This window comes from Bradyrhizobium denitrificans (genome assembly GCF_013179005.1).
In the GTDB taxonomy this organism is placed as follows: Bacteria; Pseudomonadota; Alphaproteobacteria; order Rhizobiales; family Xanthobacteraceae; genus Bradyrhizobium; species Bradyrhizobium denitrificans.
Window position 1 is genome coordinate 66,385 of record NZ_JABFDP010000002.1, and the last position, 17,370, is coordinate 83,754.

Consider the following 17,370-nt stretch of genomic DNA (forward strand, 5'->3'; position numbering starts at 1 on the left):
GGTTGTCCTTGCGCTTCCCCGCGGGGCTTGCCATGAGAGCCGGCAGCATGAGGGATAGCACGACATGACGATTTGGCGCGCTCGCATCCGCATTCGGCGCCGAGGCCGGTGATGGCCGCGTTCACGCTCGCGCATCTGTCCGACCCGCATCTCGCACCGCTGCCGCGGCCGCGGCTGGCGGAGCTCGCCGGCAAGCGCGCGCTCGGCTATCTGAACTGGACCCGCAACCGCTACAAATATCACCGGCGCGATATTCTCGATCTGCTGGTGTCGGACCTGCACACGCAGATGCCGGACCAGATTGCCGTCACCGGCGATCTGGTCAATTTCGCCCTGGAGTCGGAATTCCCGCTCGCCCAGGCCTGGCTCAAGACGGTCGGGCCACCGGACAAGGTCACGGCCATTCCCGGCAACCACGACGCCTATGTGCGCTCGACCCGGCTGCGTTTCGCCGAGAGTTTTGCCGCCTATTTCGGCGGCGATGCCCCGCAGGAGGGACCGGCGACTTTTCCCTCGCTGCGCCGGCGCGGGCCGCTGGCGCTGATCAGCCTGTCATCGGCCGTGCCTTCCGGTCCGTTCATGGCGACCGGCCGGCTCGGCAGCGCGCAGCTTGCCGCTTTGGAGCAACTGCTGCAGTCGATCGCCCATGAGCAGCTGTTCCGGGTGCTGCTGGTGCATCATCCGTTGCGCTCCGCCAATCGCATGAAGCGGCTGACCGACGCCAAGGATCTCATCGCCCTGCTCGCACGCCACGGCGTCGAGCTGATCCTGCACGGCCACGATCACGTGCATTCGACGATCTGGATCGACGGCCCCGAGCGCAAGATTCCGACCGTCGGTGTGCCCTCGGCCTCCTCCATTGCACACGGCCATTATCCGGCGGCCGCCTACAACATCTTCGCCATCTCCCGCGCCGGCAATCACTGGCGCTGCGACATGACGGTCCGCAGCGTCAACGATGCGTTGCGGGTGCGCGAGATTCGGCAGGTTCGGCTGCTCTGACGCGGGTTCAGAAAGAGATCGGTTTCAGGCTCTCATAAAGCGCGACGCCGAACAGCGACAGCGCGCCGAGCACAAAGCCGAGCGCAAACGTCCAAACCCTGCTGCCTTGGCGCGGCTTCTCCGCGGCGATCGGGGCCTGCGCGCGCGCCGGGCTGAAGGCGCGCTCGCGCTCGACCATGCGGCGCGCAACATAATCGGTCACAGCCTTCACGATGGCGCCGGCCTCGTGCGATTCGGCGAGCACGATGCGGCCGTTGCGGGTGTCCTGCACGAAGCGATATTGCCGCTTGTCGCGGCCCATCACGACATGGGCGACAATGTCGATCCACAAGCGCGGCGTCTCGCCCTGGCTGATGCCGCGATCGAACAAATCGATCTGGCCCGGGATCTCATTGAACAGCGGATCGAGCGCGTCGTTGAGAATCTCCAGCCGCGCCACCTCGGCATCGCGCAGATCGACCACCACCCCGGTGCGGTCTGCGGCCTCGATCCGGGCTTGTCGCAGCGCCTCGCGCAGGCGCACGGGACGCGGTTCGGTGCTGCTGTCGGGGGCCTCGGACATCGCTGACGCTTTCACAGTTTGGCCCTGGTTCTGCCAGGTTCCCACCCGGTTAACCTAGCAGTAACCCAGTATTCTGCAATCCCCTTTGATCTTCAATGGGTTATAAGCACAGCATCGTAACCAGAACGGACGTGGGCGGCCTCCTCCGGTGACCCGGCTGAGACCGCCCCGTCCTTGGGCTCTTCCTCGAGCTTATTCAAATACCCGGCAATGCCTCGCGTCGGGTCACGCCGCCGGGGCGCGCTGCGGCTCCTCGACGATCGAGAACCGCACGCCAGCCTTGTGCCGGTTCTCCTCGGAGACCTCGCGCCAGCAGTCCTCGGCTTCCTTGCGCGACTTGAACGGACCCTTCACCTGGGCCGAGCCTTCCACCAGCTTGTGGAAATTCATCGAGCCGAACTCGCCGCCGATCACCCAGAAATTGCTGGTCATGAGACCCTCCTTCAACGTCACAACTTTGACAGTGCATTGCGAATTGCGTGACAGGAGATAAACGCGAAACCGACGCTTACCGCTAGTCCCCTTGTTTTTGAATGGTGATGTCATGTAACATCATCACTTGTCACAAATGTAATTTTGTAAATCTTGTCACAAACTGGGGGCTTCCGGCCTGTCAGGAGATCGCGATGCCCGGTGAATCCGGAAAGAAGCTGTTCGTCGGCCCGCGCTTCCGGCGGATTCGCCAGCAGCTCGGTCTGTCGCAGACCCAGCTCGCCGAGGGGCTCGGCATTTCGCCAAGCTACGTCAACCTGATCGAGCGCAACCAGCGGCCGGTCAGCGCCCAGATCCTGCTCCGGCTGGCCGAGACCTACGACCTCGATCTGCGCGATCTTGCGACCGCCGACGAGGACCGCTTCTTCGCCGAGCTCAACGAGATCTTCTCCGACCCGCTGTTCCGCCAGATCGAGCTGCCGAAGCAGGAGTTGCGCGACCTCGCCGAGCTGTGCCCCGGCATTACCCACGCCCTGCAGCGTCTGTATGCCGCCTACGCTGAAGCGCGCCGCGGCGAGACGCTGGTGGCGGCACAGATGGCCGACCGCAACGCGGGCGGCGGCCATTTCGAGGCCAACCCGATCGAACGGGTGCGCGACCTGATCGAGGCCAACCGCAACTACTTCGCCGAGCTCGAGCAGCAGGCTGAAGGCCTGCGCGACGCGCTCGACGTGCCCGCCGAAGGACTCTATGCGGCGCTTGCGGCGCGGCTGCGCGAAAAGCATTCGGTGCAGACCCGGGTGATGCCGGTCGACGTCATGCGCGAGACATTGCGCCGCTATGACCGACATCGCCGCCAATTGCTGATCTCGGAACTCGTCGATGGGCCCGGCCGCACCTTTCAGCTCGCGTTCCAGCTCGGCATGGCTGAATGCCTGCCGCAGTTCGAAATCATCATCGGCCGCGCCGGCGCACTCGACGACACATCGCGAAGGCTCTACCGCATGACGCTGGCAAGCTATTACGCCGCCGCCGTCATGATGCCCTACGGCCCCTTCCTCGCCGCCGCAGAAGCGCTGAGCTACGACATCAACGTGCTGGCGCAGCGCTTCAACACCGGCTTCGAGCAGGTCTGCCATCGCCTGACCACGCTATCGCGCCCCAATGCGCGCGGCATTCCATTCTTCATGCTGCGCGTCGACAATGCCGGCAACGTCTCCAAGCGGTTTTCGTCCGGCACCTTCCCTTTCTCGAAGTTCGGCGGCACCTGCCCGCTGTGGAATGTGCACTCGACCTTCGACACGCCGGACCGCCTTCTCAAGCAGATCATCGAGCTGCCCGACGGCTCGCGCTATTTCTCCATCGCGCAGATGGTGCGCCGTCCGGTCGCGCCGCATCCGCTGCCGCAGCCGCGCTTCGCCATCGGCCTCGGCTGCGAGATCCGCCACGCCTCACGTCTCGTCTATGCGGCAGGCATGGACCTGGAGAAGACCGAGGGCACACCGATCGGCGTCAATTGCCGGCTGTGCGAGCGCGAAAACTGCGCCCAGCGCGCCGAGCCGCCGATCACCCGGACGCTGATCCTGGACGAGACGACACGGCGGGTGAGTTCGTTCGCGTTCAGCAATGCAAGGGAGCTGTAGGGCAAACGCTGTCCACGTCATTGTCGTCCGCCTGCAATGACGAGAATCTGAAATCGCAATGCCTCGCCCCGCCGGCCAGCGTCTGCGTCCTTTCGAGATGGATGCCGCGCACGGCATAGGCGTCGACATCGAGCCCGCAGATGTTCGGCAGAATCGCCTGATCGCCGTGACGCGCCGCGAACTTGCAGAATCCGCATGATGTGTAGTTGATGCCGAACTCGAACCGGTCGCCCGGGCCAGGCTCGACAAACTCATAGACGAAGTCATCGGGGAACTCGCGCTGATGAGCTTCCGAAGCGCTGTGTGCGGCCTGCTCGCGCAAACGTCTCCGGTTCTCCGGCGACATGAACTGGCGCCCTTCGGCAAGGCGATCCGCTGCGGGCTCGATGAGCAGTTGCGCCCTGTAGGTTTCCCGTTCGATGTCGCCGATCAGGGAGGGTGACACGCCGTGCCGCCGCAGCACGCGGCTGATGGCGATGAAGCCGATCAGGCGCATGAAGAAGTCAGTCATGCGGCTTGCGGCGCCGCCGACATAGGGCATCTGGGTGAGCACGACCTCGAATTCGTCCATCACCTGCCGCCTGATCTGCGCGATGCCGGACGCATGCGCGCGGTCGCGCAGCAGCGGTTCGGCGAGGTCGAGGCGATGGCGCATGACAGCTTCCATCGCATCGCGATGCCCCTCGTAGAACGGGTGAACGATATCGACCATGGCGTATCTCTCCTCTGGCGGCTCTCGGGCCTTGCCCTGTAGGCACCGATGACATGAGGAGCGGAACGTAGCTGTCGAGGCCGGGCCGGCTCAAAGCAGATTTGCTGTGGTCTCACCGTAGAAAATCTATTGCAAGGCCACGGCCGATCAGTGTCAAACTCGATGCAATGACCTATACGCTTCCGCCGCTCAACGCGTTGCGCGCATTCGAAGCTGCCGCGCGACATCTCAGCTTCAAGCGCGCCGCGCAGGAGCTGCATGTGACTCCTGCGGCCGTGGGCCAGCAGGTCAAGGCGCTGGAGGCTCGCCTGGGCGTCCGCCTGTTCGAGCGATTGCACAAACAACTCATCCTGACTGCAGCCGGTCAAAGCTATTTGCCCGGCATATCGGACGGTTTCCGTCGCATCGCCGACGCGACCGCGCAACTCAAGCCGCAAGGCGCCGTGCTGCTGCAATTGGGCGTCCATGGCGGCCTCGACCTGCGCCGGCTCGGGCTGGACGCATTCCGGGCGGGGAATGCCGAGATCGGCTTGCGCGTGCTGCAACCCGCCGGCTTGCATGAACTGGTCGAGGGCAAGGTCGACGTGCTGATTGCCCGCAGCCTCGGTCACCACCCGGGCTATCGCTGCGACCGGATTCACGGGGAAACTGGCGTGGACGATTGGCTGATCTCTCCCGAAGGGACGGCCGATTGTCCGGAGATCGTCAGCCTTCGTAACTGGCTGCGCCGGCGATCGAGCGAGGCCGGGCTCGCGCCTCAGCGGTCCCCGCATCGGATCGGTATCGTCTGACGATGAAGCACCTCTGAAGCAGGAGTCTGCGGCTCAACATCCTGCTCATGACGCGCATCCTCTCCGCGCCTGACGCGCTGCGCTGTCGCCATTCATGTGCCGTTCGGCAACGATGATCCATTGGTGAGAGCGGCAAGGTCGCCGACTCCGATGGAACCCGACGTCGCCTGAGCGGTTGCTTCGGCGTCCACGCAGAAAAGTGAGAACAAGTTGAATCGCCGTCAGTTCATGCAATCTGCGGCTGCGATCCCGATCGCCGCATCCGTCGCGCGGAGCGTCGCGGTCGCGGCGCCTGCGGGTCAGCCGTTCAATGCAGCCAATGTCCGCGATCTCGCGCGCAACCTCGCGGCCAAGCCATATGCCGCGCCGGACGACAAGCTGCCGGATGCGCTGGCGAAGCTCGACTACGATGCCTACCGCTCGATCCGCTTTCTGCCGGAGCACGCGCTGTGGCGCGACGAGAAGCTGCCGTTCCAGGCGCAGTTCTTTCATCGCGGGTTCATCTACAAGGACCGCGTCGACATCTACGAGGTCACGGACGGCCAGGCCAGGCCGGTGACCTATCGTCCGGAAGACTTCGCGTTTGGTCCGCAAGTGCCGGCGTTTCCGGCGGCCGATCTCGGCTTCGCCGGCTTTCGGCTGCACACGCCGATGAACCGGCCGGACTATTATGACGAGGTCTGCGTATTTCTCGGCGCGAGCTATTTTCGCGCGGTCGCCAAAGGCGAGATCTACGGGCTGTCGGCGCGCGGCCTGTCGATCGACACCGGCGAGGCCAAGGGCGAGGAGTTCCCAGTGTTCAAGGCGTTCTGGCTGGAGAAGCCGACCGCCGGCGCCACTGCGATGGTGGTGCACGCGCTGCTCGACAGCAAGAGCGCGACCGGCTCCTACCGCTTCACGATCCGCCCGGGCGACACCACCGTGTTCGATGTCGAGGCCTCGCTGTATCCGCGCGTCGAGATCGGCCATGCCGGACTGGCGCCGATGACCAGCATGTTCCTGTTCGGGCCCAACGACCGCAGCGACACCGACGACTTCCGGCCCGCGGTGCATGATTCCGACGGGCTTGCGATGTTCAACGGCAAGGGCGAGCAGCTCTGGCGTCCGCTCAGCAATCCGCGCGACCTGCAGGTCAGCGTCTTCAACGATCTCAATCCACGCGGCTTCGGCCTGATGCAGCGGGAGCGGCAATTCGCCGCCTACCAGGATCTGGAATCGCGGTTCGAGCGGCGACCGAGCCTGTGGATCGAACCGATCGGCGATTGGGGCGAAGGCGCCGTGGTGCTGTTCGAGATCCCGACCAAGCAGGAGATCCATGACAACATCGCCGCATTCTGGCGGCCGAAGACGCCGCTCGCGGCCAAGGGCGAGCACAACATGACCTATCGGCTGCATTGGGGCCCGGACGTGCCGAAGCCGCATGCGCTGGCGCGCTTCACCCGCACCGGCGTGGCCGCGCTGGGCGAGGGACGGCTGTTCGTGCTCGAACTCGCGGGCGATGCGCTCAAGGGGCTCGATCCCGGCACCGTCAAGGGTGTCGTGAGCGCCGAGAAGACCGAGGTGACCAACGTGGTCGCCCAGCCCAATCCCGAGACCGGCGGATGGCGCCTGAGCTTTCAATGCGCCGCCAAGGACGCGCCGGTCGAGCTGCGGGCCGAACTGTTCGCGAGCGACAAGCTCATCTCCGAGAGCTGGATCTATCGATGGACGCCGTAAGCTCAAGACGATCGCATCAGCTTCGTGACGAGACGGGAACGGACTTCCTGCCCTCCGAGGCGCCCTGCGAGATGGTGGCTGCGCCGCTTGACCAGCCCGTGCCGGGCCGTCCTGCGCTCAGCAGCGGGCCAGGGGTCGCGGTCCGTCGCGCGCTCGTTCTGGCCTCCACCGCCGCGCTGACCGCGGTGGGCTGCGCCAAGATGTACCAGGTCGTCGAGGTCGGCGGCGTGACCGTGCTCGAAGGCCTGGTGCTCGTGCTGTTCTGCATCCTGCTCGCCTGGATCACCTTCGCCTTCATCACGGCGCTGGCCGGCTTTGCCGTGACCTTGGCTCGGACTCGGGAGACGATCCCGATCGATCTCGACGGCCCCCTCCCCGCGCTGTCGAGCCGCTCCGCGATGCTGCTGCCGACCTATAACGAAGATCCGGACGCGGTGATGGTGCGGCTGCGCGCGATGATCGAATCCGCGGCCGCGACCGGCGCGGCCGATCGCTTCGACTGGTTTCTGCTCAGCGACACCACCGACCCCGACATCTGGATCGGAGAGGAGGCCGCGTTCCTGGCGCTGCGCGACGCATGTCCCGCGCATCGCGTCTACTACCGGCACCGCGCCGACAATCTCGCGCGAAAATCCGGCAACATCGCCGAATGGGTGCGGCGGTTCGGCGCAGCCTACGACCACATGATCATTCTCGATGCCGACAGCCTGATGAGCGGCGAGACGATGGTCCGGCTCGCTTATGCGATGGAACAGGCGCCGCAGGCCGCGCTGATCCAGACGCTTCCGGTGATCGTCAACGGCAGCAGCCTGTTCGCGCGGCTGCAACAATTCGCAGGCCGGCTCTACGGGCCCGTCATCGCCTCCGGCAATGCGTGGTGGTACGGCGCCGAAGGCAATTATTGGGGCCATAACGCCATCATCCGCGTCGCCGCCTTCGCGCAGCACGCCGGACTGCCCGAGCTGCGCGGGCGCAAGCCGTTCGGCGGACACATCCTCAGCCATGATTTCATCGAGGCCGCGCTGATGCGCCGCGCCGGATGGGGCATCTACATGACGGTGAATCTCGGCGGCAGCTACGAGGAGGTGCCGCCGTCGCTGATCGACTATGCCGCGCGCGACCGGCGCTGGTGCCAGGGCAATCTGCAGCATCTGGCGGTGCTACCGGCTCGCGGGCTGCACTGGGTGTCGCGACTGCATCTACTGATCGGCATCGGCGCCTATGTCACCGCTCCGCTATGGCTCGCCTTCCTGGTGCTCGGCATCCTGATTTCGCTGCAGGCCAATTTCGTCCGGCCCGAATACTTCCCGAAAGGCTTTGCGCTGTTTCCGAGCTGGCCGGCCCAGGATCCGGTGCTCGCCGCCCAGGTGTTCGGCGCGACGCTCGGCCTGCTCATGATCCCGAAGCTGCTCGCCTGCTTGGCTGCCTTGTTCACCGCGGACAGGCGTCGGGGCTTTGGTGGCGGCCTCCGGCTCTGCGCCGCAGTGGTGACCGAAACGTTGCTGTCGGCGCTGATCGCGCCGTCGATGATGATCTTCCAGTCGGTCGCCGTGATCGACATCCTGCTCGGCCGGGACGCCGGCTGGCAGGTGCAGCGGCGCAGCGATGGCGGCGTCAACCGGCAGGAAATCTTCCGCAAATTCGCCCTGCCCTCGGTCTGCGGCGTGGCCATGGCCGCCGCCGCCTATGCGGTCTCCGTTCCGCTGCTGGCCTGGATGTCGCCCGTGATCGCAGGACTTGTGCTCGCCATCCCGATCGGCCTGCTGACCGCCGGCCGCGGCCGCGGCGCGCGCCTGTTCACCACGCCGGAGGACCGCGAGCCGGCGCCGGTGCTGATCCGCGCCAGGGAGCTTGGCGAGGCCCCGCGGCAACCGCACGAAGCCGCACTGCACGCGCTCCGGCAGGACGCCGAGCTGTGCCGCCAGCATATCAATGCCCTGCCCGCGCCGCCGCAGCGCCGGCCCGGCGACATCGATATCGATCTCGCCACCGCCCGGGCGCGGATCGCCCAGGCCGGCGGTTTCGCCGAGGCGATCGGCTACCTGTCCCGCCGCGAAACGCTCGCCGTGCTCAAGGATGCCGCGACGCTACAGCACCTGCTCGCCTTGCCGGCTTAAGGACCTGGCCCGCGTTCGGCTACTTCGTCAGATGCGCCGACGCGATGGCCTGCTGGAACAGCGCGGTCAGCGCGGCGCCGATGCTGCCCGAGGAATCGACCTCGTAATAATAGCCCGGACTGGCGCACGACTTCATGATGCCGCTGATCGAATCCCGCCACGGCGCGATGTAGGTCGTGTACCAGCTGTTGTTGGTGATCGCGAGATAGGTGGTGTAGAGCACCGCGATCTTGATGCCGCGCGCCTTCAGGGTGTCGCAGGTCGTGGTGTTCAACGGCTCCTGACAGCGCCCGCCCGAAAGCACGGTCTTGCTGCACGTCGTCGGATAGGAATAGTCGGCGACACCGTCGGAGACGAAGAACAGCCATTTCTGCGGCTTCGTCGACGAGCCATCACCCTGGGCCGGGATCACGCCATTCATGCCGGACATCGCACCATCGAAATCGGTGCACATGTCGTTGTTGTAGCCGCTATAGGGGATCGTCATCAGGTCCAGCGCGCCGACCGAGGACTTCACCGACGACATGCTCGACGACAGGCTGGCGATGGTCGTCAGCCCCAGCGAGCCGCAATCGCTCCCCAGGCTGTAGACTGCCATGCGGTATTGGTTGCTGACCACCTGGCTGGCCGTGGCTGTATCGGTCAGCGACTGGGTTGCCGACCTGACGACGTCGATCCGCATCGTCACGCCCTTGTTCTTGGCGATCTGGTAGTAGCTGTTGGTCTGCAGCGTCTTCTTCGTGCTCGATGTGTAAGTATCGTGACAGGCGAAGGCGCATTTGTCAGAGGTCGCGTTCTGCAGCGTCGTCATGTCGGCCGTGGTTGCGCCGAGCCCCTGTGACGGCGAATTGTCGACCAGGACGTAGAAATCCATATAGGTCGGGAACGACGCCGACGCCGACGAGGAAGCCGTCACGGTCATTGTCGGAAAGCCGAACATGTACATGAACGCCGTATTGACGACCACCGACGCCGTGCCAGTCACGGTTCGCGCCGTCACGCTGTCCGTGACGGTGATGTTCAGCGAGTTCGAGGTCAGCTTATGCGACGACATCTGGCCGTTGTACATGTTGGTGGCAGATGTCTTGGCGTCCGCCGCCGTGCCGCGCATCGCGGTATAGCCTGTTGCGGCGAGCATCGCCGCATCGAGCGAGGCGGACAGCTTGGCCTTGGCACGTACCGCCATCGAATAGTCGATCGCGGAGCCGACGAAGGTGAGGATCGGCAACAATGCGAGCGCGAATATGATCGCGATATTCCCGCTCTCGTTGCGGCGAAACCGCGACAGGAGCCCGAGGTATCGATGTCCGGACAGCACCGCAACACTCCAAACGCAGAACTCTGATGCGGGCCATATTGCTGATGATCCCTTTCATCCGAATTGACGCAATTGCCGAGAATTCGTTACCAGGCGTTTCCACCGAGGTTTCGCCGGCCCCGTTAGTCCGTCCTTAGTGATATGACAGCGCGGCCCCTGCACATGACACCGTCGGCAGGTCCAGCTCGAGCGCCGGAGAACGCCGTGCCGCCTGCCTGACCGCGGCGGACGTTGCCGCCGCTCGCCATGCAAGTCGACCTCTCACGCTTTTCAGAATTCGGAGGCATCGAGCGCGGCCGGTCTGGTCGGCCGGCACGAGGCGCCCGGGTGTGGCGCAGCTGTTCAGCCCCGATTGCAAAGCGGCAGCGCCGATAGCATAGTCCGCGCGCTCTGGGGCGCCTGGAGCGCTGATTCTCGGGAGTTTGGGGACGACGATGGCGGATGCCGATCTTGATGCCGTGATCCGGCAACTGGCCAAGCAGCAGAACAAGACCATTCTGGCGGCGGCCAAGAAGCGGCGGGACCGCTTCAGCGGCTTGGCCATGAAAGCCAAGGACAAGGACGCCAAGGAGCGCTACAAGATGCTCGCCCGCGAAGTGGCCGAGCAGGCCAATGCCGCGGCGCGCCGGCTCCTGATCTCGGCGGACAACGTCGCCGACAGCTATGCCCGCGCGATGCGTCAGGCCGCCGCGGCCGAGCTGCCCAAGAAGCCCGAAAAGCCGCAAAAGTCCGAAAAGTCAGCCGCGGCAGCGCCGGCAAAGCCGGACGGCAAGAGCGGCAAGAAGTCCGTCAGCAAGACCGCGAAGGCCGCCGCCAGGAAAACCGGCAAAGCCGCAGCCTGACCGCGCCTCCCGACACGAGACACGGACGTCCGACATCATCGGCCGGATGACGGCCGCCATGTGCCGCCGAGGCGGCCCCGCATCCCCAGGCGCGGGCAGCGCCCGGCGAAAAATCCCTGGTCCATAGCAACCATCCGCGCATGACCGACTTTCCCCGGGGGTCGTTCAGGACGCGGAGATGGGAATGAAGGCGCTGGTCTGGCATGGCAAAGAGGACATCCGCTGCGACACGGTGAGCGATCCCGAGATCGAGCACGACAGGGACGCGATCATCAAGGTCACGAGCTGCGCTATTTGCGGCTCGGACCTGCATCTGTTTCACAACTACATCCCTGCGATGATGCCCGGCGACATCATGGGCCACGAGACGATGGGCGAGGTCGTCGAGGTCGGTTCCGGGGTCAATGGCAAACTCAAGAAGGGCGACCGCATCGTCGTGCCCTTCACAATCATCTGCGGTGAGTGCGAGCAGTGCCGGCGCGGCAATTACTCGGTGTGCGAGACCACCAACCGCAACAAGCATCTCGCCGAGAAGGTGTTCGGGCACACGACCGCGGGATTGTTCGGCTACACGCATCTGACCGGCGGCTATCCTGGCGGTCAGGCGGAATATCTCCGCGTCCCCTTCGCCGACGCCACCCACATCAAGGTGCCGGACGGGATGACCGACGAGCAGGCGCTGTTCCTGAGCGACATCTTCCCGACCGGGTGGCAGGCGGCCGCGCAATGCGACATCGAGCCGGACGACACCGTCGCGGTGTGGGGCTGCGGCCCGGTCGGACAGATGGCGATCCGCAGCGCCATCCTGCTCGGCGCCTCCAGGGTGATCGCGATCGACCGGATTCCCGAGCGGCTGGCCATGGCCGAAGCCGGCGGCGCCATCACCATCAATTTCGATAAGGAGAGCGTCGTCGGACGGCTGAACGAGCTGACCGACAACAAGGGCCCGGAGAAGTGCATCGACTGCGTCGGCTTCGAGAGCCATATCAGCATGGCGCAGCCCGACAGCGTGCTCGACCGGGCCAAACAGATGTTCATGCTGGAGAACGACCGGCCCCACGCGCTACGTGAGATCATCTATGTCTGCCGGCCCGGCGGCATCGTCTCGATCCCCGGCGTCTATAGCGGCTTCTCCGACATGGTGCCGATGGGCGCGCTGATGAACAAGGGGCTAACGATCCGCACCGGCCAGACCCACGTCAACCGCTGGACCGACGATCTCACGCAGCGCATCGCCGACAGGCAGATCGATCCGTCCTTCGTGATCACCCATACCGTGCCGCTTGCGCAGGGACCTGAGATGTATCGCGCCTTCCGCGACAAGCAGGACAGCTGCGTAAAGGTCGTGCTGAAGCCATAAGGGATCGCATCGCATGTTTCATTTCTCCAATCTCGTCAGGTCGAAGGGCGACCCCAAGATCATCTCCACCGGCCCGAGTTCGCTGACGGCGGCGGATCGGCTGGCGCGCGGGCTCGGCTGGTTCAGCATCGCGCTCGGCACGCTGGAGCTGCTGGCGCCACATCGCGTCACCAACGCGCTCGGCATGCAGGGACGCGAGGGTCTGGTGCGCGCCTATGGTGCGCGCGAACTGCTCGCCGGCGTGATGACGCTGTCGGTGGAGAAGAAGGCCGGCCTGTGGAGCCGCGTCGCCGGCGACGGTCTCGACATGGCGACGCTGCTCGGCGAGGTCAGGCCGAGCAATCCGCGCGCCGGCACCGTGATGGCGGCGCTGGTGATGGTCAGCGGAATCACCGTGCTGGACTATCTGGCGGCCAAGGATGTCGCCGCACAGCACGACCCGAAACGCGGCCGCAAACGGCTCTACAGCGATCGCAGCGGTTTCCCGAAGGGCATCGCCGCCGTCAGGGGCGCGGCGCTGCCGCGTCCCGCGAGCAGTACGGCCACGACGTAGTTCGCGCGCCGCGCTTGGCTACGGCGTCAGCATGACCGAGAACAGGCGGAAACCTGCGATCTTCGGAAAGGCCTCGGCCGCCTCGGGCGACGCCAGAGCAACGACGGCCGCGCTCACTTCGCCATTGGTCAGCCGGGTGATCGCAGTGGCCTGGCCTTCCAGCAGCAAAACCTCGGACGCCCCGGCCGCGTTCATCGCAGCGGTGATCTTGGCGTTCGACTTCGCATAGCGCTCGTCGATCGCGATCACCTTGCCGCTGAGATCGGCGAGTGCGCGCACGTTCGGACGCGCCATGAGCACAGCCACGAGATGCGTATCGGCAGGGACCTCGGGCACGCGCAACGCCGTCATCCGTTCGGCCAATTCGGCCGCGACAGTGACCTCGCTTTGCACCTTGGCCGGGTTCGGTAGAACATCCGACACGGCAGGCGGCGGCTTGGCGCCGGATTCGCCGGCTGCAGGCGGCGACGTTGGCTCCGGGCGGGCTGTTCGCGCCGGCGTGTTGATCGGCTTGTCCGCGGATGTCTCCGTCCGCTTGTCTCGCGTCTTGTCGCTGGGCTTGTCGGCGGGCTTGGTCACGGTGGCGTGAGACGCGGCCCGCCGCTTGGCGGCGCGCGCATGCTTGCGCTGCAACTTTGCCCGACGCGCCACGGCCGGAGCAGATTTACGGCTCGACTGGCCGGCGATTTCGGCAGGCGCCAGCACGGTCGGCTCGCCGACGGGCGGACTATCCGCGCAGGCTTGGCCGCTCAGATCCACACAGGGCACCGCGAACTGCGGCGTTGCCGGGTGACTGCAGCCCCCGAGGGCCAACGCTGACACCACGGCCAACGCGCCGATACAAAGCGCTCTCACTTTTCCGCTCCTGACGACTCTCCTAGCGCGCCTGTGGGCGTCTGCTTTGCTCACCATCTCGATCGGGATGCGTTAAACTCACGCTTAAGCGGCGGCCGCGGGCGGCTCGGACAGCGCCGCGTGGTTAATAGCCCGCGCACAAAGCGGCGGATCCGGCCGGGCTGCCCCCGCGCCGATAGGAGCCTATCCGGCCATGCCGGCTGATTTTCGCCGTTGATCGGAGCGCCCGCCGCGGCCATGGTGCGGCTGTTGTCGGGACAGCGGAGGCAATCGTGGCCGCAAGGCCTGCCACGCGGAACGAACCGCCGCCGCTGCCGTTTTTCGAACCTGCGAAGGATGCTCCATGGCCAAGATTGACCCCGCTGCCGGCAAGCCGCTCGCCAATGCCGCGCTCGCCAACATTCCGCGGCTGATCACGGCCTATTATGCGCTCAAGCCCGATCCGCATGAGCCGACCCAGCGGGTCGCGTTCGGCACCTCCGGCCATCGCGGCTCGTCGCTCAAGACGGGCTTCAACGAAAACCACATTCTCGCCACCACGCAGGCGCTCTGTGACTACCGACGTCAGCACGGGCTTGATGGTCCGCTGTTCGTCGGCATCGATACCCACGCCCTCGCCGAGCCGGCCCTCGCCAGCGCGCTCGAAGTGTTCGGCGCCAATGGCGTCGACGTGATGGTCGACAAGGACGGCGGCTACACGCCGACGCCGGTGATTTCGCACGCCATCATCGCCTACAACAAGGGCCGTACGGAGCACCTCGCCGACGGCGTGGTCATCACGCCGTCGCATAACCCGCCAGAAGATGGCGGCTACAAGTACAATCCGCCGCATGGCGGCCCGGCCGACACCGATGCCACCGGGGAGATCGAGCGGCAGGCCAATATCTATCTGGCCAACGAACTCGATGGCGTGTCGCGCATCAGCTACACGAAAGCCAGGCAGCGCGGCTCAGTGCATCCTTACGACTACATCACGCCTTATGTCGCCGACCTCGCCAACACGGTCGACCTCGACGCCATCAAGGCCGCAGGCGTCAAGATCGGCATCGATCCGCTCGGCGGCGCCGCCATCGCCTATTGGGCGCCGCTGATCGAGCGCTACGGGCTCAACGCCACCATCGTCAACGATCTCGTCGATCCCACTTTCCGCTTCATGACCGCGGATTGGGACGGCAAGATCCGCATGGACTGCTCGTCACCTTACGCGATGGCGAGCCTGATCGGCATGCGCGAGCGCTTCGACGTCGCCTTCGCCAACGACACCGATGCCGATCGTCACGGCATCGTGACGCGCTCGGGCGGCTTGATGAATCCGAACCATTATCTGGCGACCGCGATCTCCTATCTGTTCGCGCACCGGCCCGACTGGCGCAGCGACGCTGCGATCGGCAAGACCATCGTGTCGAGCTCCCTGATTGACCGCGTCGCACGCAAGCTCGGACGAAAGCTGGTCGAGACGCCCGTCGGCTTCAAATGGTTCGTCGAGGGCCTTCACTCCGGCAGCTTCGGCTTTGCCGGCGAGGAGAGCGCCGGCGCCTCGTTCCTCAAGCGCGACGGCACGGTCTGGACCACTGACAAGGACGGCCTCATCCTCGGCCTGCTCGCGGCCGAGATCATGGCCAGGCGCGGCCGCGATCCGAGCGAGCTCTACAAGGAGCTGACGTCGGAGCTGGGTGCGCCGGTCTATGAGCGGATCGACGTCCCGGCGAGCCCGCCACAGAAGGCCGCGCTGAAGGCGCTGACGCCGGAGCAGTTGAAACTGACCGAGCTCGCCGGCGATCCGGTCCGCGTCGTGCACACCAAAGCGCCCGGCAACGGCCAGTCGTTCGGCGGCATCAAGGTCGAGACCGATTATGGCTGGTTCGCGGCGCGGCCGTCCGGCACCGAGGACGTCAACAAGCTCTATGCCGAGAGCTTCCGCGATGCCGAACATCTCAAGCGCATCCAGAGCGAGGCGCAGGCGGCGCTGGCCAAGGTGGCGTAAAAAAGTGAATGGCGAATAGCGAGTGGCGAATAGGGGTCTTGCCGTTCCCTATTCGCTCTTCGCGCGCCCCCTTCCCTGCCGCACCCCGGATCGGATATCGATGGTCCGACAAGGAATTAGACAGCCATCGGTGAGACCGGATGCGAAGCTCTTCGACTGCCTTGCGCGTGACCTTCAGCGCGCTCGCGACCTCCTTCATGCTGGTTGTCGGCGCGTCGGCGCAAATGGCGCCGGAGGCGGCTGCGCCCCGACCGAAGCCGGCGCCCTCGATGCGCGCCGCCTCCTGTCATAACGGCCAGAGCTTCGACCGCTTTCTCGCCGAGCTGAAGCAGCGCGCCGTGGCCGAAGGCGTGTCGCAGCGCGCCATCGCCGCAGCATCGCCCTACCTCACCTACGACCAGGGCATCGTCAACCGCGACCGCGGCCAGCGCGTATTCGGCCAGCTGTTCACCGAATTCGCCGGCCGCATGGCGGCGGTCTACCGGATGCAGAACGGCCAGCAGCATATCAAGATGCATGCGGCGGCATTCGCCCGCGCTGAGAAGGACTATGGCGTGCCGCCGGCGGTCATCGCGGCGTTCTGGGGCCTGGAGAGCGATTTCGGCGCCAATATGGGCAACCTGCCGGTGCTGCCCTCGCTGGTGTCGCTGGCCTATGATTGCCGCCGCAGCGAGCGCTTCCAGAACGAGACCATTGCCGCGCTGAAAGTCATCGACCGTGGCGACCTCTCGCCCACCGAGATGATCGGCTCCTGGGCCGGCGAGCTCGGCCAGACCCAGTTCCTGCCGACGCATTATGTCACCTATGCCGTCGACTATGACGGCGACGGCCGCCGCGACCTCTTGCGCAGCGCGCCCGACGTGATCGGCTCGACCGCCAACTATATCGCGACCGGCCTCAAATGGCGCCGCGGCGAGCCCTGGCTGGAGGAGATCCGCGTGCCTCCAACCTTCCCCTGGGAGCAGGCCGATCTCACCGTCAAGGCGCCGCGCAGCAAATGGATCGGCCTCGGCGTGACCTATGCCGACGGACGGCCGCTGCCGAATGATGCGCTGGAAGCGTCCGTGCTGCTGCCGATGGGCCGCAACGGCCCGGCGTTCCTGGCCTATGCCAATTTCGCCGCCTACACCGAATGGAACAATTCGCTGATCTATTCGACCACCGCGGCCTATCTCGCCACCCGCATCGCCGGCGCCGCGCCGATGCGCAAAGCCAGCGGCCCGGTCGCGCAACTGCCGTTCAACGAGATCAAGGAGCTGCAGCAGCTGCTGGTGAAAGCCGGCTTCGACGTCGGCAAGGTCGACGGCGTGCTGGGCCAGCAGAGCCGCATCGCCGTCAAGACCATGCAGCTGCGGCTCGGCCTGCCCGCAGATTCCTGGCCGACGGCAGAGCTGCTGGCGCGGATGCGCGGCAACACGCCGCGCGCTCAGGCCGCGCCGGCGACGACCACTGCCACGCGCTGATCATCCTCGGCCAAAGGACA

15 protein-coding genes are annotated in these 17,370 nt (G+C 65.7%); 10 read left to right on the plus strand and 5 right to left on the minus strand.

The features are described from left to right. The first annotated feature begins 111 nt into the window (after window positions 1-111). Window positions 112-1,002, plus strand: a complete 891-nt coding sequence (locus HL671_RS02350) for a metallophosphoesterase family protein (RefSeq protein ID WP_041751364.1) — start codon at window positions 112-114, stop codon at window positions 1,000-1,002. 7 nt (window positions 1,003-1,009) lie between these two features. Here HL671_RS02350 and HL671_RS02355 read toward each other — a convergent pair whose 3' ends face one another. Next, window positions 1,010-1,564 carry a hypothetical protein gene (locus HL671_RS02355; protein ID WP_041750529.1) on the minus strand — a complete coding sequence of 185 codons (555 nt, stop codon included), beginning with the start codon at window positions 1,562-1,564 and terminating at the stop codon, window positions 1,010-1,012. A gap of 225 nt (window positions 1,565-1,789) precedes the next feature. Further along, window positions 1,790-1,996 carry a DUF4170 domain-containing protein gene (locus HL671_RS02360; RefSeq protein ID WP_006612464.1) on the minus strand — a complete coding sequence of 69 codons (207 nt, stop codon included), beginning with the start codon at window positions 1,994-1,996 and terminating at the stop codon, window positions 1,790-1,792. 194 nt (window positions 1,997-2,190) lie between these two features. Between HL671_RS02360 and HL671_RS02365 the strand changes: the two genes are divergently transcribed. Beyond that, a complete protein-coding gene (locus HL671_RS02365; protein ID WP_012042461.1) occupies window positions 2,191-3,639 on the plus strand; it encodes a helix-turn-helix domain-containing protein in 1,449 nt (482 codons plus the stop codon). Here HL671_RS02365 and HL671_RS02370 read toward each other — a convergent pair. Beyond that, complete coding sequence (locus HL671_RS02370; RefSeq protein WP_172235486.1) at window positions 3,617-4,351, minus strand: L-2-amino-thiazoline-4-carboxylic acid hydrolase; 735 nt, start codon at window positions 4,349-4,351, stop codon at window positions 3,617-3,619. The two genes, HL671_RS02365 and HL671_RS02370, sit on opposite strands and share 23 nt — an antisense overlap. 167 nt (window positions 4,352-4,518) lie before the next feature. Between HL671_RS02370 and HL671_RS38735 the strand changes: the two genes are divergently transcribed. The 3 genes from HL671_RS38735 (at window position 4,519) to mdoH (ending at window position 8,975) form a co-directional block, all read left to right on the plus strand. Further along, window positions 4,519-5,142 (plus strand): LysR family transcriptional regulator, encoded by a 624-nt coding sequence (locus tag HL671_RS38735; protein ID WP_172235487.1) that lies wholly within the window; start codon window positions 4,519-4,521, stop codon window positions 5,140-5,142. Between the two features lie 228 nt (window positions 5,143-5,370). Continuing rightward, a complete protein-coding gene (locus HL671_RS02380) occupies window positions 5,371-6,858 on the plus strand; it encodes a glucan biosynthesis protein G (protein ID WP_172235600.1) in 1,488 nt (495 codons plus the stop codon). Further along, window positions 6,846-8,975, plus strand: coding sequence for a glucans biosynthesis glucosyltransferase MdoH (mdoH, locus tag HL671_RS02385; protein WP_172235488.1), 2,130 nt, complete (start codon window positions 6,846-6,848; stop codon window positions 8,973-8,975). The genes HL671_RS02380 and mdoH overlap by 13 nt, the downstream gene beginning before the upstream one ends. 19 nt (window positions 8,976-8,994) lie before the next feature. On the opposite strand, the gene HL671_RS02390 is transcribed toward mdoH, so the two are convergent. Next, window positions 8,995-10,293 (minus strand): TadE/TadG family type IV pilus assembly protein, encoded by a 1,299-nt coding sequence (locus HL671_RS02390; RefSeq protein ID WP_172235489.1) that lies wholly within the window; start codon window positions 10,291-10,293, stop codon window positions 8,995-8,997. Window positions 10,294-10,727: 434 nt separating this feature from the next. Between HL671_RS02390 and HL671_RS02395 the strand changes: the two genes are divergently transcribed. From HL671_RS02395 to HL671_RS02405, 3 genes are all read left to right on the plus strand, one after another. Continuing rightward, window positions 10,728-11,135: a hypothetical protein gene (locus HL671_RS02395; RefSeq protein WP_012042455.1), complete on the plus strand. Its 408-nt coding sequence runs from the start codon at window positions 10,728-10,730 to the stop codon at window positions 11,133-11,135. Between the two features lie 184 nt (window positions 11,136-11,319). Further along, entirely contained in the window at window positions 11,320-12,495 is a 1,176-nt protein-coding gene (locus HL671_RS02400; protein ID WP_172235490.1) for a zinc-dependent alcohol dehydrogenase, read from the plus strand. A 13-nt stretch (window positions 12,496-12,508) separates the two neighbouring features. Next, window positions 12,509-13,048, plus strand: coding sequence for a hypothetical protein (locus tag HL671_RS02405; protein WP_172235491.1), 540 nt, complete (start codon window positions 12,509-12,511; stop codon window positions 13,046-13,048). 18 nt (window positions 13,049-13,066) lie between these two features. Here the strand turns inward: HL671_RS02405 and HL671_RS02410 are convergent, their stop codons facing one another. Then, complete coding sequence (locus HL671_RS02410) at window positions 13,067-13,753, minus strand: hypothetical protein (RefSeq protein WP_312010657.1); 687 nt, start codon at window positions 13,751-13,753, stop codon at window positions 13,067-13,069. Between the two features lie 493 nt (window positions 13,754-14,246). On the opposite strand from HL671_RS02410, the gene pgm reads away from it, so the two are divergent. Continuing rightward, window positions 14,247-15,887 carry a phosphoglucomutase (alpha-D-glucose-1,6-bisphosphate-dependent) gene (gene pgm, locus HL671_RS02415; RefSeq protein ID WP_172235492.1) on the plus strand — a complete coding sequence of 547 codons (1,641 nt, stop codon included), beginning with the start codon at window positions 14,247-14,249 and terminating at the stop codon, window positions 15,885-15,887. A 224-nt stretch (window positions 15,888-16,111) separates the two neighbouring features. Further along, entirely contained in the window at window positions 16,112-17,350 is a 1,239-nt protein-coding gene (locus HL671_RS02420; RefSeq protein WP_012042450.1) for a lytic murein transglycosylase, read from the plus strand. Window positions 17,351-17,370: the final 20 nt, after the last annotated feature.